Raw genomic sequence first — 26,643 nt, 5'->3', positions numbered from 1 at the left:
AACAGTTTTTCCTATTTCTAAAGGAATAAATACGTTTAAATAAAGGACGTTTTTATACGTTGAACCCTAAATTAACACCAATTTTTTTGGCGATTAACTTGTTAATACGGCCCTTTAATTCTGGAATTTTTACACTTTCCAAAACAGTATTAGCGAATGCGTACATTAGTAAAGCACGAGCTTCTTTCTTAGCAATTCCACGAGAACGTAGGTAGAATAAAGCTTCTTCGTCTAATTGACCAATAGTACAACCGTGCGAACATTTTACGTCATCTGCAAAAATTTCTAATTGCGGCTTTGCGTTAATTGTCGCTTTGTCGTCTACTAAAATGTTGTTGTTTTGCTGAAAAGCATCCGTTTTTTGAGCGTCTTTTTCAACTACAATCTTACCATTAAAAACACCTGTAGAAGCATCGCCAAAAATACCTTTGTAATCTTGGTGACTCTCACAATTTGGTGCAATATGATGTACCAGTGTGTTGTGATCTACGTGTTGTTTGTTTTCAAGAATCGTAATTCCTTTTAACGTAGAATCGCAATGTTCTCCATTTTGGTAAAAATTCAAGTTATTTCGAATTAACTTTCCACCAAAAGCAAAAGTGTGTACTTTACAGTTACTATCACGATCTTGCGAGATATAGGTGTTATCTATTAAAGAGGCTGAAGGGCCGTCGTTCTGAATTTTATAAAAATCTACATACGCTCTTTTTTCAGCAAAAATTTCAGTTACTGAATTTGTAAACACAGCGTTTTCTGACAAACTTTGGTGACGCTCAATAATCTGAACATGTGCGTTTTCTTCTACCACAATTAAATTACGAGGTTGTAATAAAACTGCACCTTCATTCCCTGTAGAGAAGTTTAAAATTTCAATCGGCTTTTCTACTTCTTTGTTTTTCGGAATACGAATGTAAGCGCCTTCTTTTGCAAAAGCTGTATTTAAAGATGTTAAGCTGTCATCTTTAGCAACTTTATTGAAGTACGCTTCAATAATTGGTTTATACTTCGATTTATTTAAAGCAGATGAAAGTAAACAAACATCTAATTTATCGTGCGTAGTTTCAGAAAGAAAGGAATTGTAAACACCATCGATAAATACAATTTTGTAGGTATCGATCTCATGTAAAAAGTATTTTTTTACGTCTTTAAATTCTATGGCGTTTTCTTGCTTCGGAAAAATACTATAGTCCGTTTTTAACAACGAATTTAGGGAAGTATATTTCCAAGCTTCCTCTTTTTTAGTTGGGAAACCCTTTGCCTCAAAGGTTTTGATTGCCTTGCTTCTTAATTCATGCAGCGGTGAATCATCTTCTAAATGATCTTCTAGGGCAATGTATGAGGAAAGTAATTTATCTTTTAGTCCCATTTTAATTCAATATTTACGTGACATCAAATTCCTTTCGGAAGTTTGGTGCTTACGCTAATTTAACTTCTTCTTTAATCCAGTCGTATCCTCTTTCTTCTAACTCGTAAGCGAGTTCTTTGGTTCCAGATTTTACTATTTTTCCATTTAAAAGTACGTGTACATAATCTGGAACGATATAGTCTAACAAACGTTGGTAATGCGTAATTACGATTACTGCGTTGTCTTTGCTTTTTAGTTTGTTAACACCGTTTGCAACAATTTTAAGGGCATCGATGTCAAGTCCAGAATCTGTTTCGTCTAATATCGCTAGCTTTGGTTCAAGCATTGCCATTTGAAAGATCTCGTTTCTCTTTTTCTCTCCTCCTGAAAAACTCTCGTTTAACGAACGCGATAAAAATTTACGATCAATTTCTAATAAATCGGCTTTTTCTTTAATCATCTTAAGCATTTCTGAAGCTGGCATATCTTCCAGTCCTTTTGCTTTTCTATTTTCGTTAATAGCTGTTTTAATGAAGTTTGTTACACTCACTCCAGGAATCTCAACAGGATATTGAAACGATAGAAAAAGGCCTTTATGAGCTCTTTCTTCAGGGTCTAATTCTGAAATATCTTCTCCTTCAAAAAGCAATTCACCTTTGGTAACTTCAAATTCTTCTTTACCAGTTATTACAGAAGCTAATGTACTTTTTCCAGATCCGTTCGGACCCATAATAGCGTGTACCTCTCCTGCTTTAACAGAAATGTTAATTCCTTTTAAAATGTCTTTATCTGCTACGCCGGCGTGTAAATCTTTTATCTCTAACATGATTATGATTTCTTTTCTTCAATTTTAATATCAGCTTCAGCAGGGGTGTCGCTTATGCTTATAATTTCTTTAATGGTAAGTATTTCATCCCAGCCTTCTGCACCGTCAGGTTTGTTTTGTAGCGTTCCACGAACGTACACTTCTACCATGTCGAATGGATCTTTTTTTACTGGAGCTACTTTATCGGCAAGGTTTTTTGAGGTTTCGTCTAAGGCAACACCGTAGATGAAATTATCCCCTTTAAGTACTGCGGCATCTGCCATGTACAAAAATTCTCCTTTAAATGTTTTAAAAGCTGCTTCCGTTTCAGTTGAAACTTCGGTAGCTTCAGTTTGTTTCTCTTCTGTGTTTTTACAAGAAATAACGAGTGTAAAAACGGCAACTAGCAAAATGATTTTTTTCATTTGTAATACAATTTTTGTTGTTATTAAAAACCTTTCAGAAGGGATAGCAATTATCCTACTGATCCTTCAAGGCTTATTTCTAATAATTTTTGTGCTTCCACAGCAAATTCCATAGGAAGCTTGTTTAATACTTCTTTGCTAAAGCCGTTTACAATTAATGCAATTGCTTTTTCAGTATTAATTCCTCTTTGGTTGCAATAGAAAATTTGGTCTTCCCCAATTTTACTGGTGGTTGCTTCGTGTTCTATTTGAGCTGTTTTATTTTTAACTTCGATATATGGAAAAGTATGTGCGCCACAGCTATTTCCCATCAATAACGAATCACATTGTGAAAAGTTACGGGCGTTGTCTGCGTTCGGACTTATTTTTACCAAACCTCGGTAGCTATTTTGTGATTTACCCGCAGAGATCCCTTTCGAAATAATAGTACTTCGGGTGTTTTTCCCTAAGTGAACCATTTTCGTTCCAGTATCTGCTTGTTGGTAGTTATTGGTTACGGCTATTGAATAAAATTCGCCAATAGAATTGTCTCCTTTTAAAATACAACTTGGGTATTTCCAAGTGACAGCACTTCCTGTTTCCACTTGCGTCCAAGAAATTTTTGCGTTCTTTTCGCAAATACCTCTTTTGGTTACAAAGTTGAAAACACCACCTTTACCGTCTTTTCCACCAGGATACCAGTTTTGTACGGTCGAGTATTTTATTTCAGCATCGTCTAAAGCAACTAGCTCTACAACGGCTGCGTGTAATTGATTTTCATCTCTACTTGGCGCCGTACAACCTTCAAGGTAACTTACGTAACTTCCTTCGTCTGCAATGACTAAAGTACGCTCAAACTGACCTGTTCCTGCTTGGTTGATACGGAAATAGGTAGAAAGTTCCATTGGGCAACGAACTCCTTTCGGAATGTAACAAAAAGAACCGTCACTAAATACAGCACTGTTTAAGGCTGCATAAAAGTTGTCTCTCTGCGGAACTACCGAACCAATATATTTTTTTACTAATTCAGGATGCTCTTTAATCGCTTCTGAAATAGAACAGAAAATAATTCCTTTTTCAGCCAAGGTCTTTTTGAAGGTGGTTGCTACTGAAACAGAATCCATTACAATATCAACTGCAACTCCTGCTAACTTTTTTTGTTCGTCTAATGAAATTCCAAGTCGTTTGAAGGTGTCCAATAATTCGGGATCGACCTCGTCTAAACTATCGTACTTAGGTTTTTTATTTGGTGCTGAATAGTAAGAGATGGCTTGAAAATCTGGTTTTTGGTAATGAACATTAGCCCATTCTGGTTCTACCATTTCTTTCCAATGACGGAAAGCTTCAAGTCTCCAATCTGTCATCCATTGTGGCTCTTCTTTCTTTTTTGAAATAGCGCGAACAATATTTTCATCCAACCCAATAGGGAATGTATCTGAGTCTATGTCAGTGTAGAAACCATATTCGTATTCTTTGGTTTCTAATTCTTTTTTTAAATCGTCTTCAGTGTACTTCATATGCTAGATTCTAAATTCAAAAAGGTACTTTGAATTTATAGTGAAAAACTTTCCCCACAACCACAAGTTCTATTTGCGTTCGGGTTATTAAAAACAAATCCTTTTCCGTTAAGGCCACCACTGTATTCTAGTGTTGTACCAACTAGGTATAAAAAGCTCTTTTTGTCCACAGCAATTTTTACGTCTTTGTCTTCAAAAAGTTTGTCGTTTTCTCCAAGTGTGTGATCAAATTTCAGCTCATAAGATAAGCCGGAGCAGCCACCACTTTTTACGCCAACACGCACAAAGTCTTGAACAACATTAAAACCTTCTTCGGCCATAAGATGTGCAATTCTTGATTTTGCGGTATCACTTACTTTTATCATTTAGTGTAGATTTATTCTAAATTAGGGTGCAAAGATACGGTAAAAACTACTCTAAACCATACGCTCAAAAGAATTTAAACTTATGTCGATATAGGTTTAATTGATACTGGAAAGGTGTCTGTTTTTTAGATCAAAAAACGGTGATTAGTTTGGATTTTGAAAGTCGGGATTGTTCCGAAAACCAGGCTCTGATAAGGTTAGTAAAAACGCTTTTAAGTCTGCTTTATCTTCTTCAGTAAGGTGTACGCCACCTTCTGATACTTTTTTCATTAAAGGATCGATAGTTTCAGAATAAACCAACCCTTCGCTATAGTGGTTTATAACTTCATCTAAAGTTTGAAATCTACCATCATGCATATAGGGTGCGGTATAGGCTAAATTCCGAAGTGATGGGGATTTGAAAAGACCAAATTCTCGCGGATCTCCTGAAAAGCCTCCTAGTCCGAGATCTGTAATAGTTGCGTCTAAGCCGTTGTTGTGAAAGGTGTTATCTGTCCAAAGTGGACTGTTTGGATCGCCATGACAATGAAAACAATCACCTCTTGTTTCGTCCATAAAAACAGCGATACCGTTTGATTCAGACTCTGTTAAAGTAGCTTCTCCTAAAAGATATTTGTCAAATTTTGAGTTGGCAGAAATTAACGTCATTTCAAATTGGGCAATGGCTTTTGTAACAAGTGATTTTGTAATGACATCGGTTCCAAATGCTTTTGAGAATAATTCGGGATAGTTTGCTGTAGCTTGTAATTCAGCAGTGGCATTTCCCCAAGTATTGTGCATTTCAATTGGGTTTTCGACAGGTTCGAGCGCTTGATTTTCGAGTGAGTTTGCTCTGCCGTCCCAAAAGAAATTTTGATTAGAATTCCATGCAAGATTAAAAAGCGGCATAGAGTTTCGAGTCCCTTCTATTCCATCAATCCCAATGCTAAATTTTCTTGTGTCCGAAAATGCAGCTTGCGGGTCGTGGCAAGTAGCACAAGCTTGTGTGCCATCTGCGGAAAGAATTGGGTCGTAAAAAAGTTTTTTTCCCAATGCAATTCCTTCAGCCGTTAACGGATTATCTGAAGGAATTGTAGGAGGGAGAAGCAATTGACCAAACAATTGCGGTATTTCTAGAGATACTGGTGTAGGCGTGTATCCGTCATCTTTTTCAGAACAAGAAAAAAACAAAAATGAACTTAGAATGCTCGCTACTACTAGATATCTCATTGAGTTATTGTTGATTATTGTGTTACAGCACCTAAGCTAAATACAGAAGCACCATTTTCAGAAATCATTATTTGTGCAGCAAAATTTGGCATTAGCATTCCTGGTAATGCATTTAAGTCCCACTGATTCGGGTTTTTAAACCATTCTGCAGCATTCATTTTAACCTCAATGGTTGTGTTGTCTCCAATCGTTACCTGACCTAAAGTTACAGGAATAGAAGTGTCTTGAAGAGTAACAGGTGTTGTGCTTTGATCGTTCGCTCTAATAGCGTGGTATTGGAAACCAGTTATTGTAGATGTATTGTCTAAAAAGCGACCTTCTAAGCGCATGTAGTGATACCCACCTCCCATCATCATTGGTACGCCCCAAGAACCTTCAGGAGTTTGGTTTAAGTCTGGATAAACGGCATCAATATTGTCTTCGTCATCAAAACCAAACGTAAATGATACAGTGTAGTCTCCTGGAGGTATTTGAATACCTGGTGTAAATGTTAAGTTGTCTTCTTCCCTTACATTAACAAGATTGTAATCTCCAGCGTCAAAACTTTCTCCAGCACTATTGGTAAAGGTTACGTCAGAAATTAAATATACAATTTTAGAGAGTGTCAATTCTTCTCCATTCGCATTGGTATATTGTGTGGTTTCAAAGTCTGCATTTTCGATGTTACTTCCGTCCCAATTGTGAGTAAAGTTTAAATCAACGCTTACTGGGGTTACTTCTGGGGTGCTATCGTCATCGCTTTTACAGCTTACAGCAATTATACTAACTGCTGCTGCAAAAAATAGGGCAAATTTTTTCATTTTTTTTAATTGGATTAATAGTTAATAACGGTCTATGTTAGAGTAGTACTTATTTAATTTTTATAACAAGGAGGTCTTTGCTACCTCTATTTGAAGGTATGTCGATGTCGTTACTTTCTGTATCTCCAACTCCAATTAATTTAAGGTCTGAAGTTTCAACAGCGCTGTAAGAGAAATCTAAATCGGTTCCTCCTTTGTTTGTTTGAAAGGTGAGTTCTCCCTCTTCATCAATGGTAAATAGCCAGAAATCATTAACACCTAAATTCCCTGTTAAGTCATTATCGTTACTTCTTGAAGAACCAGAGAGTACATAGCCGCCATTTGCTAGAGGAGCGATACTTCTTGCAGAATCAAACCCAGAACCTCCGTAAGATTTTTGCCAAATAATTGATCCATTATCATCAAACTTTACGGCCCATGCATCTGCATTTCCAAAAGCAGCGGTAACATCTTGGTCTTGACTTCTAGAATCACCCACCATTATGTAATTTCCATCGGGTGTTTTTGTAAGCGCATAGCTCACATCAATTTCAGAACCTCCAAAAGAGCGGGTCCAGATTATTTCTCCAGAAGCATTTATCCGAACCGCCCAAAAGTCGTACGATCCTTTAGCGTCTGTAATGTCGAAATCAACACTTTCAGAAGACCCTGTTAGTAGAAATCCGCCATCACTTGTTTGTATCGCATCGTAGCTTCTATCATTGTTGGTTCCACCATAGTAATTTCGCCAAATTTTTTCTCCATTGGAATCTAATAAAATTCCCCAGAACTCACCAACACCGTGTTTTGAGTTTTTTGAAACTACAGTTTGGTTTCCTGGAAGTAACTCGTCTCCTGGGCACGGATTGACGCCACAAGCGCTGACATCGAAAAAGCCTGTCACGAAAAAGTTTCCTTCAGCAGTTTCAAACATTTTAAAAGCTTGATCTAAACCTGAAAATCCAATACTTTTTTGCCATTGTAGGGTTCCGTCGGAGCTTATTTTCACAAGCCAAAAGTCTTGAAATCCTGCATTTTCAGTTGCATCGCCATCACTACTTCTACTGTAGCCACTTAATGCATAACCACCATCGCTAGTTTGTGTTATGTTTGTTGCGGTATCATCTTGAGAACCTCCGTATGTTTTGTTCCAAACAATGTCTCCAGAAGCATTTAATTTTAATAACCAATAATCAAAATCGTCGCCAGTTCGTGAAGCAAGATCTCCATCGCTACTTTTTGTGGATCCTAAAACCATATAGCCACCATCATTAGAGCGAATAATAGAAGTTCCAAAGTCTTCATTGCTTCCTCCGTATGTTTTTATAAAGTCGATTTCACCAGTAAAAGGTTCTTCTATAATTGGATCATCATCTGATGTAGTTTGCGGCTCTGGATCATCTTTTCCGCAGGAAATAAAAATACCGAATGATATAAGTAGTAGGAAGTACTTAATCGTTTTTTGTGATCGTAATAGCATAGCTTTTTATTTAAAAAACTCCTTTTTATGGTAGAAAGGGGATGTAAACTTAATAATTATACAGCACTAATCTTAACGTACCTTGTTAAAAATTAGTGCTGTATATTGCTTTTTAGGGCTGTTTTTCTTCTGAAAAATTATTATTCTTTAACAATCTTCTTTGTTAGTTTATTGTTTACGGTAACAAAATACATTCCTTTCGCATACGAAGAAACATCAATAGTGGTGTATTCTGAATTAATATTCGATTCAGAATACAATTGTTTCCCAAGAAGGTCGAAAATTGCAATGTCAGTTATCGTGTGGTCCTTAGATTCTATTGTAAGTACATCTGAAGCAGGGTTCGGGAAAATAGCAAGGCTGTTTTCTAATGCAATGCTATTAACAGAAAGAGTGTGATCTACGGTTAGTTGGAAAGTACATGCGGTTTCGTTTCCGCTTGCATCTGTAACGGTAATAGTTACTGGATATACGCCATCGGTTAATTCACTTCCAACAGCTGGTGTTTGCGTTGTAGTAAAGTCACAATTATCGGTTGCTGAAGCTGTTCCATTTGCTATATAATTTGGAACTACATAAGAGCTTCCTCCGCCAAATCCAACAGAGAAGTCGGCAGGGCAAGTTATAGTAGGGTCTATATCGTCAACAACAGTAACTGTAGCGGTGCAATAATCTTTATTGCCAAAGGCATCATATACTTCTAGTTCGACTGTATTTTCTCCTATTTCTGAACAATCAAAAGTGTGTTTGCAAATGATAAAATAAGTCGTTCCACTATTGTCTGATGAACCATCATTAATATCATCACTAGTAATGGTAGCAATTCCGTCTGCATTTAGAGAAACAGTAGCGTTTTTGCAACTTGCTACAGGATTTACATTGTCTATTGCAGTATTAGGACGCACTAAAAAGAAACCTCTGTCGATATCGCTAATAATAATGTTTCCACTTTTTAAGTAAGGATAAACGCTCCAAGCTCCGTTGAAACTAGCGTTGTTGTTGTTTGGGAATGTGTCAAAGTAAGATTCTTCAGTAAATCCTTGATTTGCAATGTCTGAAACATCAAAAATACGAAGACCAGCTCTGTAATTTGACAAATAAAATTTAGTACCTTTTACATAACCATTATGATCTATAGCAGCTGTTGCTCCTTCAAAAGAAAAAGAAAACTGAGGGTTGTCTAAGTCGTCAAGGTCAAAAATTAACGTTCTTGTGTTAAATCCAAAATCTTGTTCATCTAGTTCATCACCAAGAATAAAAAAGCGTTGGTCTTCTGTAAACCAACCTTGGTGAGTGTATCCAACATTTGAGTACGATAAGGTCGAAATGCTTATTGGGTTGGCTTTGTCGGTAATGTCTACGATAGAAAGTTCGTAAACGTTACTTCCAATTAATATTTCTCTACCAGTATAATCACTATCTGGTCCACAATACGTAACCACTTGTGCGTCGTGGCTATAATCGTCTATAGCAAAACCTCCAGCAGCTATTGGGTTTTTAGGGTCTTGAATGTTTATGAAGTGAGGTCCTCCATTATAGGTAGAAGTACCTATGGCATACGCATATCCAGTATCTTCATTAATAATAATATTGTGTGCATGGCCAAAAGCATTATAGTGTGCATCTTCAGTAAATGTTTGCGGTGGACTTGTTACTGTTCTCAATCTTGTTAAATCGAAAACTTGCATTCCGTGACCATTTGCTTCACTTACAATGTATGCATGGTTGCTATATACTTTAACATCTCTCCAAATACTATTGTTGGTATGTGTTGGTAATTTTCCTAAATAAATAGGATTTATAGGGTCCGAAATATCGATAAAGGCAGTACCGTTATTTAGTCCCATTAAGGCGTATTCTTTTCCAGTGTCAGGGTCTTCCCAACCCCAAGAGTCATTTCCATCACTGGCATTCATATCGGCTAGCGAGATATTTGATTGTAAATCGATGCCATTGCAAGGATAAGGTCCTGCAGTACCTCCAGAACAAGGTGTTTGTGCCATAGAAACAGCAGCAAAAAGAAGAAAAACAGGGAGTAATAAATTTTTCATGAGTTATTTTTTATATGAGATAGGAGTTTGAGATTTGCAAGTTTACCTTAATTTATATAGATTTTAAGCTAATTGCCTAGACTTTAACATATTTTTTTGTTAAAAAAATAGAGGCTTAACATATTTTTTACCACTTGTGTTTATCCTAGTGTTTTAGTAGGTTAAGCGGTTTTTTGAATTGCTGGAAAGGAAATTTTTTAGCAAAGAGATAGTCTTTTTTTAACAACTTTTATTGCTTTTAAAAGTGACTTCTAAGCAGCCTTAAAAAATAGATTTAAAACTGAAAAATTACTTGAAACTTATTATTCATCAAAAAATATATGGAGTTCGTTTATGAAGCCTTATTTTTGCACCTGTAAACAAAGGAAACATGCTTGAAAATAAAGACAATTCTAGAACAGATATTTCACAATTAGGTGAATTTGGACTTATAGACCATTTAACCAAACAGTTTTCAATTCAACATAAATCTACGATTAAGGGAATTGGAGACGATGCTGCAGTGATTACATTAGACGAACCTATTGTTGTAACTACTGATCTTTTGGTAGAAGGTGTTCATTTTGATTTGAGTTATATGCCTTTAAAGCATTTAGGTTACAAGGCAGTTATTGTAAACTTATCTGATGTGTATGCAATGAATGCAACTCCTTCACAAATTACGGTTTCTATCGCAGCTTCAAATCGATTTCCAGTGGAGGCTTTAGAAGAGTTGTATGCAGGAATTGCTACTGCAGCTAAAATATATGGGATAGATGTTGTTGGGGGTGATACAACTTCTTCAACCTCCGGACTTCTAATTAGTATCACAGCTATTGGACATGCCAAAAAAGAAGACATTGTGTACCGTGATGGTGCTGGCGATTCAGATTTATTAGTGGTTTCTGGTGATCTTGGAGCAGCGTATCTCGGATTGCAAATATTAGAACGTGAAAAACAAGTATTTAAAGTGAATCCTAATTCACAACCCGATTTAGATGCATATACTTATTTAATAGAGCGTCAGTTAAAACCTGAAGCTAGAAAAGACATTGTAAAGCTTTTAGCCGATTTAGAAGTGTTGCCAACATCAATGATTGATATTAGCGACGGACTCTCTTCAGAGATATTACATCTGTGTAAAAACTCTAAAGTTGGGTGTAATTTATATGAAGATAAAATTCCATTAGACCCTCAGGTAATTTCTACTTCGGAAGAATTTAAAATGGACAGTACAACTATCGCACTAAGTGGCGGTGAAGATTATGAGTTGTTGTTTACGGTAAAGCAAGAAGATTTTCCAAAAATTAAAGGAAACCCGAATTTATCAATTATTGGACACATGACCCATGAAAAAGAAGGGGTGCATTTAATAACCCGTGCTAACACTAAAATTCCTATTGTAGCACGAGGGTGGAATTCTTTACAAGAAGAATAATTTAAGAAGCTTGTGCTTTTTGCCTTTTTTGTAGTTGCTCAAACAATAAATTATTTTGCTCCCAATACGAGTTTAATTTTACAACTTTTCCATACCCATCTGTTGTAAATTTTTTCTTGCAATTGATGCATTCAAATTCTTTAATTAGAATACTATCCTTTTTAATAGTCGTTAACTTATGACCTTTAATTTTACAGGTAAATAATTTCATGCGCTTTGTCTTGTGACTCTACTTGATCTTTTCTGAAAATAGACAGATAGGGTCGAGTTTACTTTCTTTATTTTGTAAGTAAGTACTTCTAGTTTTCCAGACATGTTATCGGTTACTTCTTTTCCACAATGCGAACATTTGTATTCGTTAATGTGGTTGGTAACCTTACGAGTAACTTTGTACTTGTGCCCAAAGGTGGTACACATAATTCCAGTAATGGATTTTGATGGTTTAGGGGAAATATGGTTCATAGTAGTAATTTTTAGTTGGTATAAATATACTACAAAAAAGACGACAAAATACACGTAATCAACGATTAAGTGTAAATTTTTGTAATTTCTTTTAAATTTTCAACCATTCCCATATGTCCTCCATCGAGCTCAATTAATTTGCTTAACGTGTGTGATGCCAGTGTTTTAGAGGTTTCGTAAGGAACGATAAGGTCATTTTTTCCGCAAATTAGAATTTTTTCTTTGCTGAAATTTTTTAAAATAGTGGTCCTATCTTTTCGATTTTTCATGCCAATTACGGCTGCAAGAATGCCTTCTAACGGAAATTTAAGTGCCTCATTCTTCAGATTTTGGATTTCTGAAGCATACTTTTGATGGGTATTTTCTGAAAATAAATTACTAATAGCCATACTGATAAAAGCAGCAGGATTTCTTGAAATTACTTGAATGGCTCGTTCACGATTCAGCTTCCGATCTGCAGAATCTTCAGCCGAAGTTGAGTTTAATAGTGCCAACTTTTGTAGCTTTTCATCGTACTTTTCGGCGAATGCCAAAGCCACATATCCTCCCATAGAATGCCCCATGATTGAAACAGAATTAATATTCAGTTCTAGTAAAAGCGCATGAACAACTTCTGCCAATAGTTCCATAGTGTGTTCCTTGTCAATACATTCACTTTTTCCGTGACCAGGGAAATCCATTGTTATTATAGTGTATTTTGAAGCAACTTCAGGAATAAATTTTTCCCACATGGTTGCACTTTCTAAAAAACCGTGAAGCAATAGAAGCACAGGACCTTCTCCGTGAATTTCGTAATAAATGGAAGCGTTGTTATAATTCAGTATCATTTTTCTATATTCGAGCCACAAATATCTACCAATGAATAACAGCAAACAAACCTTTATAACTGCATTTGCATTGTTCTCCCTATTTTTTGGCGCGGGCAACCTTATATTACCACCTTTTTTAGGGTTTAATGCAGGTGACGATTGGTTGTTGGTGAGTTTTGGATTTGCGATTTCGGCGGTAATCATTCCTATTCTCGCTATTTATGGGTACGCACGATTGCAAGGAACAATGCTAGATTTTGCAAAAAAGGTATCTCCAAAATTTGCGCTTGTCTATGCGGTCATTGTCTATGCAATTTCCATTGCTTTGCCTTCGCCAAGAACCGCTTCGGTAACCCACGAAATGGCAATACAACCGTATTTTGATGTTTCTTCCCTTTGGACAAGTATTGTGTATTTTGGATTGGTCTTGGTTTTTGTATTGAACAGGCTAAAGGTGTTGGACTTTATTGGAAAATTTCTAACACCGCTTATATTCATATTGTTAATAAGCATCATCGGAATTGGTTTTTTTGCGGATGTAAGTCCGATGCAGCCCTCAATATTTGGAAATGCGTTTACGGAAGGAATTTTAGAAGGCTACCAAACATTCGACGCTATTGGAGGTGTCGTGGTTGGAGGTGTTATTGTCATTTCATTGGCGTTGCAAGGAACGTTTTCGTACACCGAGAAAAAATCGATAATCGCTAAAGGAGGATTGATTGCGGGAATTGCTTTGTTTCTTATTTATGGCGGATTAATCGCTTTGGGAGCGATGCATAACACCACCTTAGAAGCGGCAAATAGAACGGAGCTACTAACAGTGTTGAGTACAGAAACCTTAGGAAATGTTGGTACGGCATTTCTAGCTGTTTTAGTAGCGCTTGCTTGTTTTACCACCGCAGTCGGAATTGTAACAGGAACGTCAGATTTTGTGAAAGGACTTGTGGGAAATTCTCCCGTGGCTTATAAAGTTACGGCAGTTTTAGGGTGTTTATTGGGGATTGTAGTGGGGCAATTTAATGTGGGGTATATCATCGATATCGCGTTGCCAGCGCTTATGTTTATTTACCCAATTACCATTGTTTTAATTCTGTTAAATGCACTTCCAAAACGATTTGCTTCCCCACTAGTTTTTAGAGCAGTTACAATTGTTACGTTGTTGTTTAGTGTTCCAGATTTTTTACCTTTTATTACTTCGGAAAGTTTTGCAGCCCCCATTAAAGCGCTCGTTCCACTATCGAAAAATAGTTTGGGCTGGGTGTTGCCAGCGGCACTTGCTTTTTTGCTAATGAATTTGTTCGGTTTCAGAAATAAAAAATCCGATACAACAATGGGTTAGATTGCTGTATCGGATTGAATGCTAATTTCAGAAGTGTTTACGAATTCATAATGTCTTCAATTTCTTCCGCATCAATAGGAATGTTACGCATCAAATTGAAAGGCGATCCTTTTTCTTGAACTACCACATCATCTTCCAAACGAACTCCGAAGCCTTCCTCAGGAATATAAATACCAGGCTCAACGGTAAATACCATATTTGCCTCTATTGGTTCCCAAAGCAATCCATAATCATGGGTGTCTAGTCCCATATGGTGTGATGTACCGTGCATGAAGTATTTTTTATAGGCAGGCCAGTCTGGGTTTTCATTTTTCACATCCGCTTTGTCAATCAGTTTTAGGTTTAGTAGCTCACGCGTCATTAATTTTCCAACCTCTTCGTGGTACTCTTTCCAATAAGCGCCCGGAACTAATAATTCTGTCGCTTCATCTTTTACGCGTTTAACGGCGTTGTAAACTTCTAACTGACGTTTGCTGTATTTTCCGCTTACAGGAATAGTACGTGTCATATCACTGCTGTAGTTTGCGTATTCGGCACCTACATCTAACAAAATTAAATCGCCGTCTTTACATTGTTGGTTGTTTTCAACATAGTGTAAAACATTGGCGTTGTTTCCGCTTGCGATAATAGGAGTGTAAGCGAATCCTTTGGAGCGATTTCTTAAAAACTCGTGCATGAATTCTGCTTCCAGTTCATACTCCCAAACGCCAGGCTTAACAAAACCTAGAATTCTACGAAATCCTTTTTCAGTAATAGTACACGCTTGTTGTAATAAGTCTAATTCGATCGGATCTTTAACCGAACGTAATCGTTGTAAAATAGGATTGCTTTTTGCTACCGAATGTGCAGGGTATTTTGCCAATAACCATTTTGTGAAACGCGCTTCTCTTGTTTCCGTTTCAACGGTAGCACGATAATGCTCATTGGTATTGATATACACGGTGTCTGATTGTGTCATGATTTCAAACAAAATCTTCTCCATATCTTGAAGCCAATAAACGGTTTTAATACCACTCGTTGCGAATGCAGCTTCTTTGGTAAGTTTTTCACCTTCCCAAACAGCAATGTGTGCGTTCGTTTCTTTCAGAAATAAAATTTCACGATGTTTTTCGTTCGGGCAATCTGGAAAAAGAACCAATACACTTTCCTCTTGATCTACACCGCTTAAGAAAAAGATATCACGATGTTGTTCAAACGGCATGGTGCTATCGGCGCTAATAGGATATATATCGTTAGAGTTGAATATGGCTAAACTCTTCGGCTTCATTTGAGAAGCAAAGTTTTTTCTGTTTTTTATAAATAAGGAGTTGTCTATTCTATCGTATTTCATGAGCTTAATTTTCAGAATTTATTCAAAATTAATAGAAATTAATCCATTGGCTGTTAATACCGATATAAAATTTTGAGAAGCTAGCGCATTTGAGTACTTTCAGCAGATAAAAATACTTTACATGAAAAATAAATTACTCTTTCTATTATGTTTTATTGGCTTTGTTTCATTTGCGCAACAACCCGCTACTTCGGCTACTGTTGTGAAAAATGGATTGCTGAAAAAAGAAACGCTCACGCAAAATTCAGTAGTAAAAAACCTTCCGTTTAAAAACATTGGACCTACTATAATGAGCGGTCGTGTGGTGGGACTTTCTGTAAACCCTAATAATCCTGTGGAGTTTTATGTAGGATATGCAAGTGGTGGTGTTTGGCATACTAAAAATAACGGAACAACATTTACGCCTGTTTTAGATAGCAGTCCGACACAAAATGTAGGTTGCGTAACCATGGATTGGAAAACAAATACGCTTTGGGTGGGAACTGGAGAAGTAAACGCGTCGCGTTCATCGTATGCTGGCATTGGAATATTGCAATCAAACGATAATGGTAAGACGTGGAAGAATATGGGCTTGGAAGATTCCCATCATATTAGCAGTATTCTTATCAATCCAAATAACTCGGACGAACTTGTAGTAGGAGCTGTCGGGCATTTGTATTCTAATAACGAAGAAAGAGGTGTTTTTAAAACTACCGATGGCGGAAAAACATGGAAAAAAACATTGTTTGTAAACGATCGGTCGGGTGTGATAGAATTAGAGGTTGCGCCTTCCAATTTTAATATCATGTTTGCTTCTTCTTGGGAAAAAGACCGAAAAGCATGGAATTTTAAAGGAGATGGAGCGGGAAGTGCTATTTATAAAAGTACCGATGCGGGAACAACATGGACAAAGGTTTCTACCGAATCTAGTGGTTTCCCAACGGGAGAGGGTGTGGGACGTATTGGAATTGCAATTTTTGATGAAAACACGGTGTATGCCGTTTTAGACAATCAGACCAGACGAAAAAGCAATCGTTCAACTCCGGCTAAAGATGGACTTGCAAAAGACGATTTTAAGGCCATGACTACGGCTCAATTTCTTGCATTGGAAAACAAAAAACTGGATCAATACCTTCGGAATAATGGGTTTCAAGAAAAGTACAAAGCTGAAAATGTAAAGCAAATGGTGCGTGTTGGTTCTGTGAAGCCTATCGATCTGGCAAAATACCTTGAGGATGCCAATTCGATGTTGTTCGATACTCCTGTGGTAGGGGCTGAGGTCTATAAAAGTAACGACGGCGGTGTTACGTGGAACAAAACCCATGAAGGCTATTTAGACGATATTTATTATTCGTACGGGTATTACTTCGGAAAGATACACGTTGCGCCTCAAGATAAAAATTCGATTTATATTTATGGTGTTCCTATTGTAAAATCGAAAGATGGTGGAAAGACATTTACGTCTATTAGTGCTCACAATGTGCATGCCGATCATCATGCCTTATGGATTAACCCTAATCTTCCAGGTCATTTAATTGATGGGAACGATGGAGGTGTAAATATTACCTATGATGATGGTGAAAGCTGGATAAAGAACAATGCACCTTCCGTAGGGCAATTTTATGCTGTGAATGTAGATAATGAAACACCTTATAATGTGTACGGTGGTTTGCAAGATAATGGTGTTTGGGTGGGGCCTCATACAGCTGAAGAAGATAAAAGATGGCATCAAACAGGAGATTATCCCTATGAATCTATTATGGGAGGAGACGGAATGCAAATTGAAATAGATAACAGAAACAGTGCTCTTGTGTATACAGGGTTTCAATTCGGAAACTACTATCGCATCAATCGAGATACGCACAAAAACAAATATATTCAGCCAAAACACGAATTGGGTGAAAGTCCGTACCGCTTTAATTGGCAAACCCCTATTTTGTTAAGTCCGCACAATCAAGATATTTTGTATTTAGGGGGAAATAAATTGATGCGTAGCATGAATCAAGGAGATGATTGGGTTGCAATTTCTGAAGATCTTACAGGAGGAGGCAGAGCAGGGAATGTGGCTTACGGAACATTAACAACGATAAGCGAGTCTCCTTTTCAGTTTGGATTGATCTATACGGGAAGTGATGATGGTTTGGTGTCGGTTACCAAAAACAGCGGTGGCAGTTGGAGTCGATTGTCCGATTCTTTTCCGAAAGAGCTGTGGGTAAGTCGTGTGATTGCTTCCTCACATAAAAAGGAGCGTGTTTATGTAACGCTTAACGGGTATCGCTGGGACGATTTCACACCTCATATATATATGAGTGAAAATTATGGAGTTACTTGGAAAAATATTGGAGCCAGTTTGCCAGTAGGAGCGGTTAATGTTATTAAAGAAGATCCAGAGAATGAAAGCTTACTTTATGTGGGTACAGATAATGGAATGTATGTTTCTTTTGACCGTGGTGAAAGTTGGGAGGCTTTTTCAGAAGGATTGCCAAATGTTGCGATTCACGATGTGGTCGTGCAACCTGCCGCAAAAGATTTGGTGGTTGGAACACACGGAAGGTCTATTTATATTGCAGATATTTCATTGTTACAACAAATAAATCCTGCTACGAAAAATGAATTGTTAGTTGCTCCTATTGAAAGTATTGAACATTCAAGACGTTGGGGGGATGGTTATAGTCAATGGAGCACTGTGTATGAACCTTCAATTCCAATTCAGTTTTATACTCCTCAAAATGGTACGGCTTCAATTTCAATAGAAACGAAAGATGGAAAAGAACTGCAGCAGTATACTATGGAAGTTTCAAAAGGAATTTCAAACTTTGAGTATAATGTATCACTTTCAGAAAAAGGAATAAAGTTGCTAAAGAAAGATGGAGTGAAGTTGCGTGAAAGCGGTAATGGGTTAACTTACTTGCCTGTAGGAGAATACGTAATATTGGTAAAATTTAATTCAAAAATAACAAGGAATGTTTTTACAATAAAATAATTTCTTATCTTTAGGACTTAAACTAAAAACTAATTATGATGAAAAAACTACAATTATTTATTTTGGCGTTGTTAGTGGGGACAATTTCTGCTAATGCACAATTAAGAGAGGCTAGTCCAACAGCCGGAGAATCAAGTAATTCTCAAAACGCTTTATTCGATTTGTTGTATACAATTGATATCGGAGCGAATGGAACTATTGGAGCAAACGGTAATGCTGGTATCATGTTCATGGATGGACAGTATTGGGTTTCTGCATGGGCTTCAGACCTTATTCATGTGTTGGATGTAACAGGAGCATTTGTTGAGACATTTACTATTCCTGGAATTACAGGAACTCGTTCAATGACTACAGATGGAACTAGTATTTACATTGGTACAGCTGGAACTCAAATTTATCAAGTAGATCCAGGAACTAGAAGTATCGATGCAATTATTAACATTACTTCTGCTGCAACTGCTAGAATGGTAACTTATGATGAAACATTAGACGGTGGTGCTGGTGGATTCTGGATTGGTAACTTCGGAAACGATATTGCTTCTGTAGACATGTCTGGAAATGAGTTATCTCTTATTCCTGCTGCTACTCATGGTACAGCTGTATATGGTGGTGCAATTGATAATGTATCTCCAGGAGGTCCATTTTTATGGATTCACAACCAAGGAGTTAGTCAAGATTTAATTACACAACTTGACCCAGCTACAGGTATTCCAACAGGTGTAGAGTATGATTTTGCTAATGACATGCCAGCGGGAGCTACAGGTATTGCAGGTGGATTAATTATCTCTGATGAGGTTTCTCCAGGTGTAATTGCTTTAGTTGGTTTAGATCAAGGAACTCCTTCTGATATTATCTTTGCAGTAGAATTGCTAGAGAATACAGCTGGTGTTAATGACAATAGCTTATCTAATTTCTCTTTATATCCAAACCCTGCTTCAAGAGGAGTTGTTTCTATCGAAACTGAAACTCAAGGAGCTAAGCAAGTAACTGTTTTTGATGTATTAGGAAAAACTGTAATTTCTACAACTCTTGAAGGAACTGAATTAAATATCTCATCTTTACAAGAAGGTGTATATATGGTTCAAGTAACTCAAAACAATGCAACAGCTACTAAAAAACTTATCGTAAAATAAGACATTTTAGTCACGCTATAAAAAAAGCCATCCCAACATTGGGGTGGCTTTTTTGTTTTATGCTGAAAATTTTCTATTAACTTATTATTATTCTAAATAAGGAGATAAGAAGATTATTTTTTGGCAAACGTTTATTTGAAGCGTATTTTTGTGAATCTTAATTTTTGAAAGAAAACCATAATGGGAATACTTACCTCCTCAATCGCTAGGAAAGTTGCGATGGCACTTTCGGGCTTATTTCTTGTATTTTTTCTAGGCCAACACTTTGTCATAAATCTTACTTCGGTCATTGCACCAGATACCTTTAACAGTTGGTCTCATTTTATGGGAACCAATGGTTTGGTTCAAGGACTCTTGCAACCAGTATTGATTTTCGGAGTGATTTTTCACTTTGTGATGGGCTTTGTACTAGAACTTAGAAACAGAAATGCTCGTGCAGTTAATTACGTTTCTTACAAAGGAAGCGCAAATTCAAGTTGGGCTTCTAGAAATATGATTATTTCTGGTTTAGTAATACTTGCTTTTTTAGGTTTACACTTCTACGATTTTTGGGTTCCAGAAATTGTTTATAAATATATAGAGTCTAATCCTGAGGATGCAACACGATATTTTCCAGAAGTGGTTCATAAGTTTGAGAGTCCTATACGAGTTGGGATTTACGTCATTGCTTTTGTTTTATTGGCATTTCACTTATGGCACGGATTTTCTTCTTCGCTTCAAAGTATTGGATTCAATAATATGTATTCAAGAGCATTGAAAGGATTCACTAAATTTTATGCAATTGCAATTCCATTAGGATTTATTTTTATTGCATTGTATCATCACTTTAACCAATTATCCCACTAAAAGCAGTAGCTATGTCGATATTAGATTCTAAAACTCCAGAAGGACCCTTAGCCGATAAGTGGACAAATTATAAAAATCAAATTAATCTTGTTAACCCAGCCAATAAACGTAACATTGATGTAATCGTTGTTGGAACCGGTTTGGCAGGAGGAAGTGCTGCAGCAACACTTGCAGAACTTGGATATAACGTAAAAGCATATTGCTATCAAGATTCACCAAGACGTGCACACTCTATTGCAGCACAAGGAGGAATTAACGCAGCAAAAAATTACCAAGGGGATGGAGATTCAACGTACCGTCTTTTTTATGATACAGTAAAAGGAGGAGATTACCGTTCTAGAGAATCGAACGTGTATCGTCTGGCTGAAGTTTCAGCAAATATTATTGACCAATGCGTTGCGCAGGGAGTTCCTTTTGCACGTGATTATGGTGGGTTATTAGACAACAGGTCTTTTGGAGGTGTGTTAGTTTCTAGAACCTTTTATGCCAAAGGTCAAACAGGACAACAATTACTATTAGGAGCATATTCAGCAATGAATCGCCAAATAGCACGTGGTAAAATCGAGATGTTTAACCGTCACGAAATGCTAGATGTTGTAAAAGTCGACGGAAAAGCTCGCGGAATTATAGCTAGAAACCTTATCACAGGTGAAATTGAACGCCATTCAGCGCACGCAGTCGTGATTGCGTCTGGTGGTTATGGTAATGTATATTATTTATCAACCAATGCAATGGGTTCTAATGCAACCGCTGCTTGGAAAATACACAAAAAGGGAGCCTTTTTTGCAAACCCTTGCTATACACAAATTCACCCAACGTGTATTCCACGTTCTGGTGATTACCAATCTAAATTAACCTTAATGTCTGAATCACTTCGGAATGATGGTCGAATTTGGGTGCCTAAAAAAATGGAGGATGTTCTTGCCATTCGTGAAGGTAAGTTAAAGCCAACAGAGATTTCAGAAGAAGATAGAGATTACTACTTAGAGCGTCGTTATCCTGCCTTCGGAAACTTAGTGCCAAGAGATGTAGCGTCTAGGGCTGCTAAAGAAAGATGTGATGCTGGGTATGGAGTTAACAAAACAGGTGAAGCTGTTTATTTAGATTTTAAATCTGCAATACAACGTTATGGAGAAGAGCAAGCAAAATTGCACCATATACATAATGCTTCACAAGAAAAAATAACGGAATTAGGAGCTGCAATTGTAAAAGCAAAATACGGTAACTTATTCCAAATGTATGAGAAGATTGTCGATCAAGATCCATACAAAACACCTATGATGATTTATCCTGCAACTCACTACACTATGGGTGGTGTTTGGGTAGATTATAATTTAATGACTACAGTTCCTGGATTGTATTGTATTGGTGAAGCTAATTTCTCAGATCACGGAGCAAATAGATTAGGAGCTTCTGCTTTAATGCAAGGACTTGCCGATGGTTACTTCGTATTGCCTTATACAATTGGTGATTATTTAGCACATGAAATTAGAACAGGAAAAATCTCAACAGAGACTCCTGAGTTTATAGCTGCTGAAAAAGAAGTAAAAGACAAAATAGATTTCTTTATCAATAATAAAGGGCAACATTCTGTAGATTACTACCACAAAAAATTAGGAAAAATTATGTGGGACAAAGTAGGAATGGCTAGAAATAGAAAAGGTCTTACCGAGGCGATGTCTGAAATAAAAGCCCTTCGTGAAGATTTCTGGAAAAACGTAAAAGTCCCTGGAAATGCTAACGAAATGAATCCTGAATTAGAAAAAGCAGGTCGTGTAGCAGATTTCTTAGAATTAGGAGAGTTGTTCGCTAAAGATGCATTAAACAGAGAAGAATCTTGTGGAGGTCACTTTAGAGAAGAGTCTGTAGAGTTAGATGGAGAGCAAAAAGGGGAGGCAAAACGTAACGATCAAGAGTATGCGTATGTTTCTGCTTGGGAATACAAAGGAGAACCAGGAGATGCTGTACTGCATAAAGAAGAGTTAGAATTTAAAGATATTGAGTTAAAACAACGTTCATATAAATAAAAAAGACATTATGAATTTAACGCTTAAAATTTGGAGACAAAAAGACGGAACGTCTAAAGGTAAAATGGTCTCATATAAGGTTTCTGAAATTTCAGAACATATGTCTTTTTTAGAAATGATGGATGTTCTAAATGAACAACTTGTTAATTCTGGTGAAGAGCCTGTTGCATTTGATCACGACTGTCGTGAAGGAATTTGCGGAATGTGTTCTATGCAAATTAATGGAGAACCACATGGCCCAGATCGTGGAGTAACAACATGTCAGCTTCACATGCGAATGTTTAAAGATGGTGATACTATTACCATAGAGCCGTTTAGAGCTAAGGCATTTCCAGTAATTAAAGATTTAGTAGTAGATAGAACTTCTTTCGATCGTATTCAACAAGCAGGTGGATTTATCTCTGTAAATACATCTGGAAATACACAAGATGCAAATTCACTTCCTATCGCTAAGCAAGCTGCAGATGAAGCGATGGATGCAGCTACTTGTATTGGTTGTGGTGCTTGTGTAGCCGCTTGTAAAAATGCCTCTGCTATGTTGTTTGTTGGAGCTAAAGTATCTCAATATGCATTACTGCCTCAAGGACAAGTAGAAGCGACACAGCGTGTTTTAAATATGGTAGAGCAAATGGATAATGAAGGTTTCGGAAACTGTACCAATACAGGTGCTTGCGAAATTGAATGTCCTAAAGGAATTTCATTAGAGAATATCGCTCGTATGAACCGTGAATATTTAAAAGCTAGTTTGTAATTAAACAGCTCTTAAGCGCGTATTGATATCTTTTGTTTTTGAAACTTCTTGCTTTTCAGTAACGATGTTTTTAAGAATGGTTTGAATAAACTTGTTAATATCGTAAGGTTTAACAATGATGTCGTTCATTCCTGAATCGAAAATTTTGAAACGCATTTCTTCAACTTCAACTGCCGTTAAAGCTACAATAGGAATTGTTTTGTTAAAGGTTCTAATTTCTTGCGTGGCTTCCATACCATTTTTAAGTGGCATATTAATATCCATCAATACAAGGTCGTAGGCGTTATTTTTAACCTTAGAAATAGCTTCTTCCCCATTATTCGCAATAGAACAAAGAGCGTTATTATTCTCAAGAATCTTTTTAGTTACTGTCTGATTAATACGGTTGTCTTCAACGATTAAGATGCTTTTTCCGTCCAATCTGCTTGTATCTAAGATAGAAACTTCCTTCTTCTCTACAATATTTTCAGCAATATCAAATGTAAGTTCAAACGAGAACAAAGAGCCTTTTCCTGATTCACTTTCTAAGTGAATTTCAGAATCAGACAAAGCAAGTAGTTTCTTCACAATTGGAAGTCCAAGACCCGTACCTTGATAGTGGTAGTTAATAGAATTAGCTTGCGAAAACTCTTCAAAAATAGTTTCCTGCTTTTCCTTCGGAATCCCAATTCCAGTGTCTTTTATATAAAATTTAATCGTTGTTTTACCTTCAGTTTCCGATCCCGTTTCAGCAATTAAATAAATATCACCGTCTTCCGTAAATTTACACGCGTTTCCTATAAGATTCATTAATATTTGAGACAATCGAACGGAGTTTCCTCGAACGTGCTTCGGAATGGTTTCTGAAATATGAATGTGTATTCTGTTCTTGTTTTGAAGTCGCATATATTCAAAAGAAGCCGTAATTTTTTTGAATAAATCTCGAATGCTAAAAGAGGTTTGTTCGTCTTCAATTGTTTTGGAATCAATCTTATTGATTTGAAGCACATCATTGATAAGGGCAAGTAAATAATCGGCAGAAAACTTTAAGGACTTTAGATCTTCTTCGTGTTTTTTAAGTGTCTTGTCCTCTAGTAATATAGTACTTAATCCAATTACACCATATAAAGGAGTACGTAACTCATGACTTACGGTAGAAAAGAAGGTGCTTTTGGTTTTAGATAGCATTTCAGAATGTTCTTTAGCCGCCAAATACTCTTTGTTCTTTACTTTTAATTCTTTTACCAACTTTTTCCTGTTTCGATACGCAAAAAACAGTGCGATAAACATTACTAAAAAGCAACTAGTAACAACAATTAATATTGTATTTAAATTACTTTTACTTTTTACTATTTCGGCTTGTAATTGATTTTGTAACTCGGCAGCTTCAACATCTTTTCGGTATTCAGAAACTTGAAATTTTGCTGACAATGCTTCTGTCTCTAACGATTTTATATTTTCTTCATTAAGATGTTTGTACATTTCAAACAGGGTTTCGGCAACCGCTGCCTCTTCATTTTTACCTTGTTTTGCAAGGTTTTGACTGTAAGCGTCATACGCCCGTTCTAGTTGAACGGTAAGTTTTGCTTTTTCAGCACCTTTGATGGTTTTTAAGAGGTATTTCTCAGCCATGTCGTACTTATGCTTTTTTGCATAGTACAATCCAGAATAGTAGTCTAAGCCAACACTTATAACACTGTCTTTTTCAAAATTATTAAGCCTTCGTGCCTTTAAAATATGTAAGTATGCTTTTTTACTATCGTCCACTTTCATGGCGGTTAGTATGGTGTTATAATGTGCTTTCGTAAGACCTTCGTAATCTTTTAATTTTTCAAAAAGCTCGATAGATTTATCGTGATAGGCAAAGGCTTTGTCGGGATTGTTATTTGTGGTAAATATTCCCGCCAAATCCATATACGATTGTGCAGTCGCTTGATTGTTTTCTGAAAGTTTAGCGAATTTTTTTGATTTTTCAAAACTCTCTTTTGCAAGAATGGTATCATTAATTGCTTCGTAATTATGCCCCAATAAACGGTATCCTTGATGGATGTAGTATGGGTTTTCTGAAGCAAAGGCTTTAATTAAAAAATCAATGTTAACTTCGAGAGATTGTTTGTAATTTCCTTTTGAATAAAAGTTGTTCGATGAGTCTGCTAATTTTGAAAAATACTCAGAGATTTCCTCTTCGCTACTACTTAATAGTTCTTCAGTAGATAAAGATTTTTGAGCTGAAAGTGTAAAACAAACAAAATATATCAATAAAAGAGTTGTAAATTTCTTCATTGGATTTGGAAAATTTGGTTGAGCTAATATACACATTTTCTTATATATAGGTTATAAATCGATATTTTAAGAACTTCAACGATATACTATTGGTAATTTAGTAAGCGAACACTTACAAATAAAAAACAAATGGAAACAAGTATTTTTACAGTAATGAGTCAAATGGCTTTAGAGTACAAAGCGATAAATCTTTCGCAGGGCTTCCCTAACTTCAAAAGTGATCCTGTTCTGGTCGATCTTGTAACAAAAGCGATGAATGAAGGGTATAATCAATATGCTCCAATGGCTGGTGATATGGGACTTCGAGAGGCAATTGCGTCTAAAATTGAAAGGACAGCTTCTAAGAGATACAATCCAAATACTGAAATTACTGTTACAGCTGGTGCTACACAGGCTATTTTCACTGCCATAGCAGCGACTATCAAAAAAGGTGATGAAGTCATTTTATTTACACCAGCCTACGATTGTTACCAACCGACGATAGAATTATTTGGTGGTGTAGCAGTTCCTATTCAATTACAAGCACCTAATTATGCGCCAAATTGGGATGAAGTTGCTGAAAGAATAACTCTTTCTACTAAGATGATAATTATCAATTCACCACATAATCCTAGCGGAATGCTTTTTTCTGAAAGTGATATGCTTCAGTTGGAAAATTTGGTTGATAAACACAATCTTCTCGTAATTAGTGATGAAGTGTACGAACACATTATATTTGACGGCGCACAGCATCAAAGTGCAGCAATGTTTCCGAAGTTAGCTTCCAAAACCTTTATAACAGCCTCTTTTGGAAAAACATTCCACAATACAGGCTGGAAAGTTGGCTATTGTGTCGCACCAGAACCTTTAATGAAGGCTTTTCAAAATGTACATCAGTTTAATGTGTTCAGTGTAAATCATCCTGTTCAAAAGGCATTGGCAACCTATTTGCAAAATCCTGAAAATTACCTTGGACTCTCAAGGTTCTATCAAGAGAAAAGAGATTTTTTCTTAGACTTACTGAAAAAATCACGCTTTAGCATACTTCCCTCTCAAGGTACCTATTTCCAATTATTAGATTTCTCAGCTATCTCCTCGGAAGGAGACATTGCTTTTGCTGAAAGACTTACCAAAACACTCAAAGTAGCAACCATTCCAACCTCTGTGTTCAATGCCAATAAAGAAGATTTCAAACAAATTAGAGTTTGTTTTGCAAAGACAAATGAAACTTTAGAAGAAGCTGCTGCAATTTTAAATAAACTTTAATGTCTAATTGTTATAGCGTTGTGCTTTTTGCATAAGTTTTATCTATTAAAAAATTAAAAGATACGATTGCTTTTCAATACAAAAAACGTAAATAATAGGTAACTT

22 protein-coding genes are annotated in these 26,643 nt (G+C 36.5%); 8 read left to right on the top strand and 14 right to left on the bottom strand.

Going from position 1 to position 26,643, the window contains the following annotated elements; genetic code table 11:
- Positions 1–52: 52 nt before the first annotated feature.
- The 9 genes from sufD to BLQ00_RS03130 form a co-directional block, all read right to left on the bottom strand.
- Positions 53–1,366, bottom strand: coding sequence for a Fe-S cluster assembly protein SufD (gene sufD, locus BLQ00_RS03170; protein WP_093140409.1), 1,314 nt, complete (start codon positions 1,364–1,366; stop codon positions 53–55).
- A gap of 49 nt (positions 1,367–1,415) precedes the next feature.
- Complete coding sequence (gene sufC / locus BLQ00_RS03165) at positions 1,416–2,171, bottom strand: Fe-S cluster assembly ATPase SufC (protein ID WP_093140406.1); 756 nt, start codon at positions 2,169–2,171, stop codon at positions 1,416–1,418.
- Between the two features lie 2 nt (positions 2,172–2,173).
- Positions 2,174–2,575: a hypothetical protein gene (locus BLQ00_RS03160; protein ID WP_093140403.1), complete on the bottom strand. Its 402-nt coding sequence runs from the start codon at positions 2,573–2,575 to the stop codon at positions 2,174–2,176.
- 50 nt (positions 2,576–2,625) lie between these two features.
- A complete protein-coding gene (sufB, locus tag BLQ00_RS03155; protein ID WP_093140400.1) occupies positions 2,626–4,071 on the bottom strand; it encodes a Fe-S cluster assembly protein SufB in 1,446 nt (481 codons plus the stop codon).
- Positions 4,072–4,106: 35 nt separating this feature from the next.
- A complete protein-coding gene (locus BLQ00_RS03150) occupies positions 4,107–4,436 on the bottom strand; it encodes a HesB/IscA family protein (protein ID WP_093140397.1) in 330 nt (109 codons plus the stop codon).
- 144 nt (positions 4,437–4,580) lie between these two features.
- Entirely contained in the window at positions 4,581–5,645 is a 1,065-nt protein-coding gene (locus tag BLQ00_RS03145) for a cytochrome-c peroxidase (protein ID WP_093140394.1), read from the bottom strand.
- 14 nt (positions 5,646–5,659) lie between these two features.
- Positions 5,660–6,445, bottom strand: coding sequence for an MbnP family protein (locus tag BLQ00_RS03140; RefSeq protein WP_093140392.1), 786 nt, complete (start codon positions 6,443–6,445; stop codon positions 5,660–5,662).
- 49 nt (positions 6,446–6,494) lie between these two features.
- A complete protein-coding gene (locus tag BLQ00_RS03135; protein ID WP_093140389.1) occupies positions 6,495–7,904 on the bottom strand; it encodes a hypothetical protein in 1,410 nt (469 codons plus the stop codon).
- Between the two features lie 140 nt (positions 7,905–8,044).
- Positions 8,045–9,955 carry a choice-of-anchor B family protein gene (locus BLQ00_RS03130; RefSeq protein ID WP_093140386.1) on the bottom strand — a complete coding sequence of 637 codons (1,911 nt, stop codon included), beginning with the start codon at positions 9,953–9,955 and terminating at the stop codon, positions 8,045–8,047.
- Between the two features lie 370 nt (positions 9,956–10,325).
- Between BLQ00_RS03130 and thiL the strand changes: the two genes are divergently transcribed.
- Positions 10,326–11,372, top strand: a complete 1,047-nt coding sequence (gene thiL / locus BLQ00_RS03125) for a thiamine-phosphate kinase (RefSeq protein ID WP_093140383.1) — start codon at positions 10,326–10,328, stop codon at positions 11,370–11,372.
- A 1-nt stretch (position 11,373) separates the two neighbouring features.
- Here thiL and BLQ00_RS03120 read toward each other — a convergent pair whose 3' ends face one another.
- From BLQ00_RS03120 to BLQ00_RS03110, 3 genes are all read right to left on the bottom strand, one after another.
- Positions 11,374–11,583 (bottom strand): hypothetical protein, encoded by a 210-nt coding sequence (locus BLQ00_RS03120; protein ID WP_093140381.1) that lies wholly within the window; start codon positions 11,581–11,583, stop codon positions 11,374–11,376.
- Entirely contained in the window at positions 11,580–11,834 is a 255-nt protein-coding gene (locus tag BLQ00_RS03115) for a hypothetical protein (protein ID WP_093140378.1), read from the bottom strand. The genes BLQ00_RS03120 and BLQ00_RS03115 overlap by 4 nt, the downstream gene beginning before the upstream one ends.
- A gap of 65 nt (positions 11,835–11,899) precedes the next feature.
- Positions 11,900–12,661, bottom strand: a complete 762-nt coding sequence (locus BLQ00_RS03110; RefSeq protein WP_093140375.1) for an alpha/beta fold hydrolase — start codon at positions 12,659–12,661, stop codon at positions 11,900–11,902.
- Positions 12,662–12,692: 31 nt separating this feature from the next.
- On the opposite strand from BLQ00_RS03110, the gene brnQ reads away from it, so the two are divergent.
- Positions 12,693–13,982 carry a branched-chain amino acid transport system II carrier protein gene (gene brnQ / locus BLQ00_RS03105; RefSeq protein ID WP_093140372.1) on the top strand — a complete coding sequence of 430 codons (1,290 nt, stop codon included), beginning with the start codon at positions 12,693–12,695 and terminating at the stop codon, positions 13,980–13,982.
- A 37-nt stretch (positions 13,983–14,019) separates the two neighbouring features.
- Here brnQ and BLQ00_RS03100 read toward each other — a convergent pair whose 3' ends face one another.
- Positions 14,020–15,312 carry an aminopeptidase P family protein gene (locus BLQ00_RS03100; protein WP_093140369.1) on the bottom strand — a complete coding sequence of 431 codons (1,293 nt, stop codon included), beginning with the start codon at positions 15,310–15,312 and terminating at the stop codon, positions 14,020–14,022.
- A 121-nt stretch (positions 15,313–15,433) separates the two neighbouring features.
- On the opposite strand from BLQ00_RS03100, the gene BLQ00_RS03095 reads away from it, so the two are divergent.
- The 5 genes from BLQ00_RS03095 to BLQ00_RS03075 all read left to right on the top strand — a co-directional run bounded on the left by BLQ00_RS03095 (position 15,434) and on the right by BLQ00_RS03075 (position 23,031).
- Positions 15,434–18,274, top strand: a complete 2,841-nt coding sequence (locus tag BLQ00_RS03095; protein WP_093140367.1) for a VPS10 domain-containing protein — start codon at positions 15,434–15,436, stop codon at positions 18,272–18,274.
- A gap of 35 nt (positions 18,275–18,309) precedes the next feature.
- Positions 18,310–19,407 (top strand): T9SS type A sorting domain-containing protein, encoded by a 1,098-nt coding sequence (locus BLQ00_RS03090; protein WP_093140364.1) that lies wholly within the window; start codon positions 18,310–18,312, stop codon positions 19,405–19,407.
- A 180-nt stretch (positions 19,408–19,587) separates the two neighbouring features.
- Entirely contained in the window at positions 19,588–20,253 is a 666-nt protein-coding gene (locus tag BLQ00_RS03085; RefSeq protein ID WP_093140361.1) for a succinate dehydrogenase cytochrome b subunit, read from the top strand.
- 11 nt (positions 20,254–20,264) lie between these two features.
- Positions 20,265–22,280, top strand: coding sequence for a fumarate reductase/succinate dehydrogenase flavoprotein subunit (locus BLQ00_RS03080; RefSeq protein WP_093140358.1), 2,016 nt, complete (start codon positions 20,265–20,267; stop codon positions 22,278–22,280).
- Between the two features lie 10 nt (positions 22,281–22,290).
- Positions 22,291–23,031 carry a succinate dehydrogenase/fumarate reductase iron-sulfur subunit gene (locus BLQ00_RS03075; RefSeq protein ID WP_093140355.1) on the top strand — a complete coding sequence of 247 codons (741 nt, stop codon included), beginning with the start codon at positions 22,291–22,293 and terminating at the stop codon, positions 23,029–23,031.
- On the opposite strand, the gene BLQ00_RS03070 is transcribed toward BLQ00_RS03075, so the two are convergent.
- Positions 23,032–25,293 carry a response regulator gene (locus tag BLQ00_RS03070; RefSeq protein ID WP_175445403.1) on the bottom strand — a complete coding sequence of 754 codons (2,262 nt, stop codon included), beginning with the start codon at positions 25,291–25,293 and terminating at the stop codon, positions 23,032–23,034.
- 129 nt (positions 25,294–25,422) lie between these two features.
- Here BLQ00_RS03070 and BLQ00_RS03065 point away from each other — a divergent pair, with 129 nt between their 5' ends.
- A complete protein-coding gene (locus tag BLQ00_RS03065; protein WP_093140350.1) occupies positions 25,423–26,538 on the top strand; it encodes a methionine aminotransferase in 1,116 nt (371 codons plus the stop codon).
- Positions 26,539–26,643 lie beyond the last annotated feature (105 nt).

Origin of the sequence: Ulvibacter litoralis (assembly GCF_900102055.1) — a bacterium.
Classification (GTDB): domain Bacteria; phylum Bacteroidota; class Bacteroidia; order Flavobacteriales; family Flavobacteriaceae; genus Ulvibacter; species Ulvibacter litoralis.
Note: the sequence above shows the minus strand (reverse complement) of the source record. Positions and strands in the feature narration are given on the sequence as shown.

What these genes read in the sequence shown, in the direction of transcription:
- sufD (WP_093140409.1), bottom strand. Translation starts at nt 1,366, where the DNA reads ATGGGACTAAAAGATAAATTACTTTCCTCATACATTGCCCTAGAAGAT.
- sufC (WP_093140406.1), bottom strand. Translation starts at nt 2,171, where the DNA reads ATGTTAGAGATAAAAGATTTACACGCCGGCGTAGCAGATAAAGACATT.
- BLQ00_RS03160 (WP_093140403.1), bottom strand. Translation starts at nt 2,575, where the DNA reads ATGAAAAAAATCATTTTGCTAGTTGCCGTTTTTACACTCGTTATTTCT.
- sufB (WP_093140400.1), bottom strand. Translation starts at nt 4,071, where the DNA reads ATGAAGTACACTGAAGACGATTTAAAAAAAGAATTAGAAACCAAAGAA.
- BLQ00_RS03150 (WP_093140397.1), bottom strand. Translation starts at nt 4,436, where the DNA reads ATGATAAAAGTAAGTGATACCGCAAAATCAAGAATTGCACATCTTATG.
- BLQ00_RS03145 (WP_093140394.1), bottom strand. Translation starts at nt 5,645, where the DNA reads ATGAGATATCTAGTAGTAGCGAGCATTCTAAGTTCATTTTTGTTTTTT.
- BLQ00_RS03140 (WP_093140392.1), bottom strand. Translation starts at nt 6,445, where the DNA reads ATGAAAAAATTTGCCCTATTTTTTGCAGCAGCAGTTAGTATAATTGCT.
- BLQ00_RS03135 (WP_093140389.1), bottom strand. Translation starts at nt 7,904, where the DNA reads ATGCTATTACGATCACAAAAAACGATTAAGTACTTCCTACTACTTATA.
- BLQ00_RS03130 (WP_093140386.1), bottom strand. Translation starts at nt 9,955, where the DNA reads ATGAAAAATTTATTACTCCCTGTTTTTCTTCTTTTTGCTGCTGTTTCT.
- thiL (WP_093140383.1), top strand. Translation starts at nt 10,326, where the DNA reads ATGCTTGAAAATAAAGACAATTCTAGAACAGATATTTCACAATTAGGT.
- BLQ00_RS03120 (WP_093140381.1), bottom strand. Translation starts at nt 11,583, where the DNA reads ATGAAATTATTTACCTGTAAAATTAAAGGTCATAAGTTAACGACTATT.
- BLQ00_RS03115 (WP_093140378.1), bottom strand. Translation starts at nt 11,834, where the DNA reads ATGAACCATATTTCCCCTAAACCATCAAAATCCATTACTGGAATTATG.
- BLQ00_RS03110 (WP_093140375.1), bottom strand. Translation starts at nt 12,661, where the DNA reads ATGATACTGAATTATAACAACGCTTCCATTTATTACGAAATTCACGGA.
- brnQ (WP_093140372.1), top strand. Translation starts at nt 12,693, where the DNA reads ATGAATAACAGCAAACAAACCTTTATAACTGCATTTGCATTGTTCTCC.
- BLQ00_RS03100 (WP_093140369.1), bottom strand. Translation starts at nt 15,312, where the DNA reads ATGAAATACGATAGAATAGACAACTCCTTATTTATAAAAAACAGAAAA.
- BLQ00_RS03095 (WP_093140367.1), top strand. Translation starts at nt 15,434, where the DNA reads ATGAAAAATAAATTACTCTTTCTATTATGTTTTATTGGCTTTGTTTCA.
- BLQ00_RS03090 (WP_093140364.1), top strand. Translation starts at nt 18,310, where the DNA reads ATGATGAAAAAACTACAATTATTTATTTTGGCGTTGTTAGTGGGGACA.
- BLQ00_RS03085 (WP_093140361.1), top strand. Translation starts at nt 19,588, where the DNA reads ATGGGAATACTTACCTCCTCAATCGCTAGGAAAGTTGCGATGGCACTT.
- BLQ00_RS03080 (WP_093140358.1), top strand. Translation starts at nt 20,265, where the DNA reads ATGTCGATATTAGATTCTAAAACTCCAGAAGGACCCTTAGCCGATAAG.
- BLQ00_RS03075 (WP_093140355.1), top strand. Translation starts at nt 22,291, where the DNA reads ATGAATTTAACGCTTAAAATTTGGAGACAAAAAGACGGAACGTCTAAA.
- BLQ00_RS03070 (WP_175445403.1), bottom strand. Translation starts at nt 25,293, where the DNA reads ATGAAGAAATTTACAACTCTTTTATTGATATATTTTGTTTGTTTTACA.
- BLQ00_RS03065 (WP_093140350.1), top strand. Translation starts at nt 25,423, where the DNA reads ATGGAAACAAGTATTTTTACAGTAATGAGTCAAATGGCTTTAGAGTAC.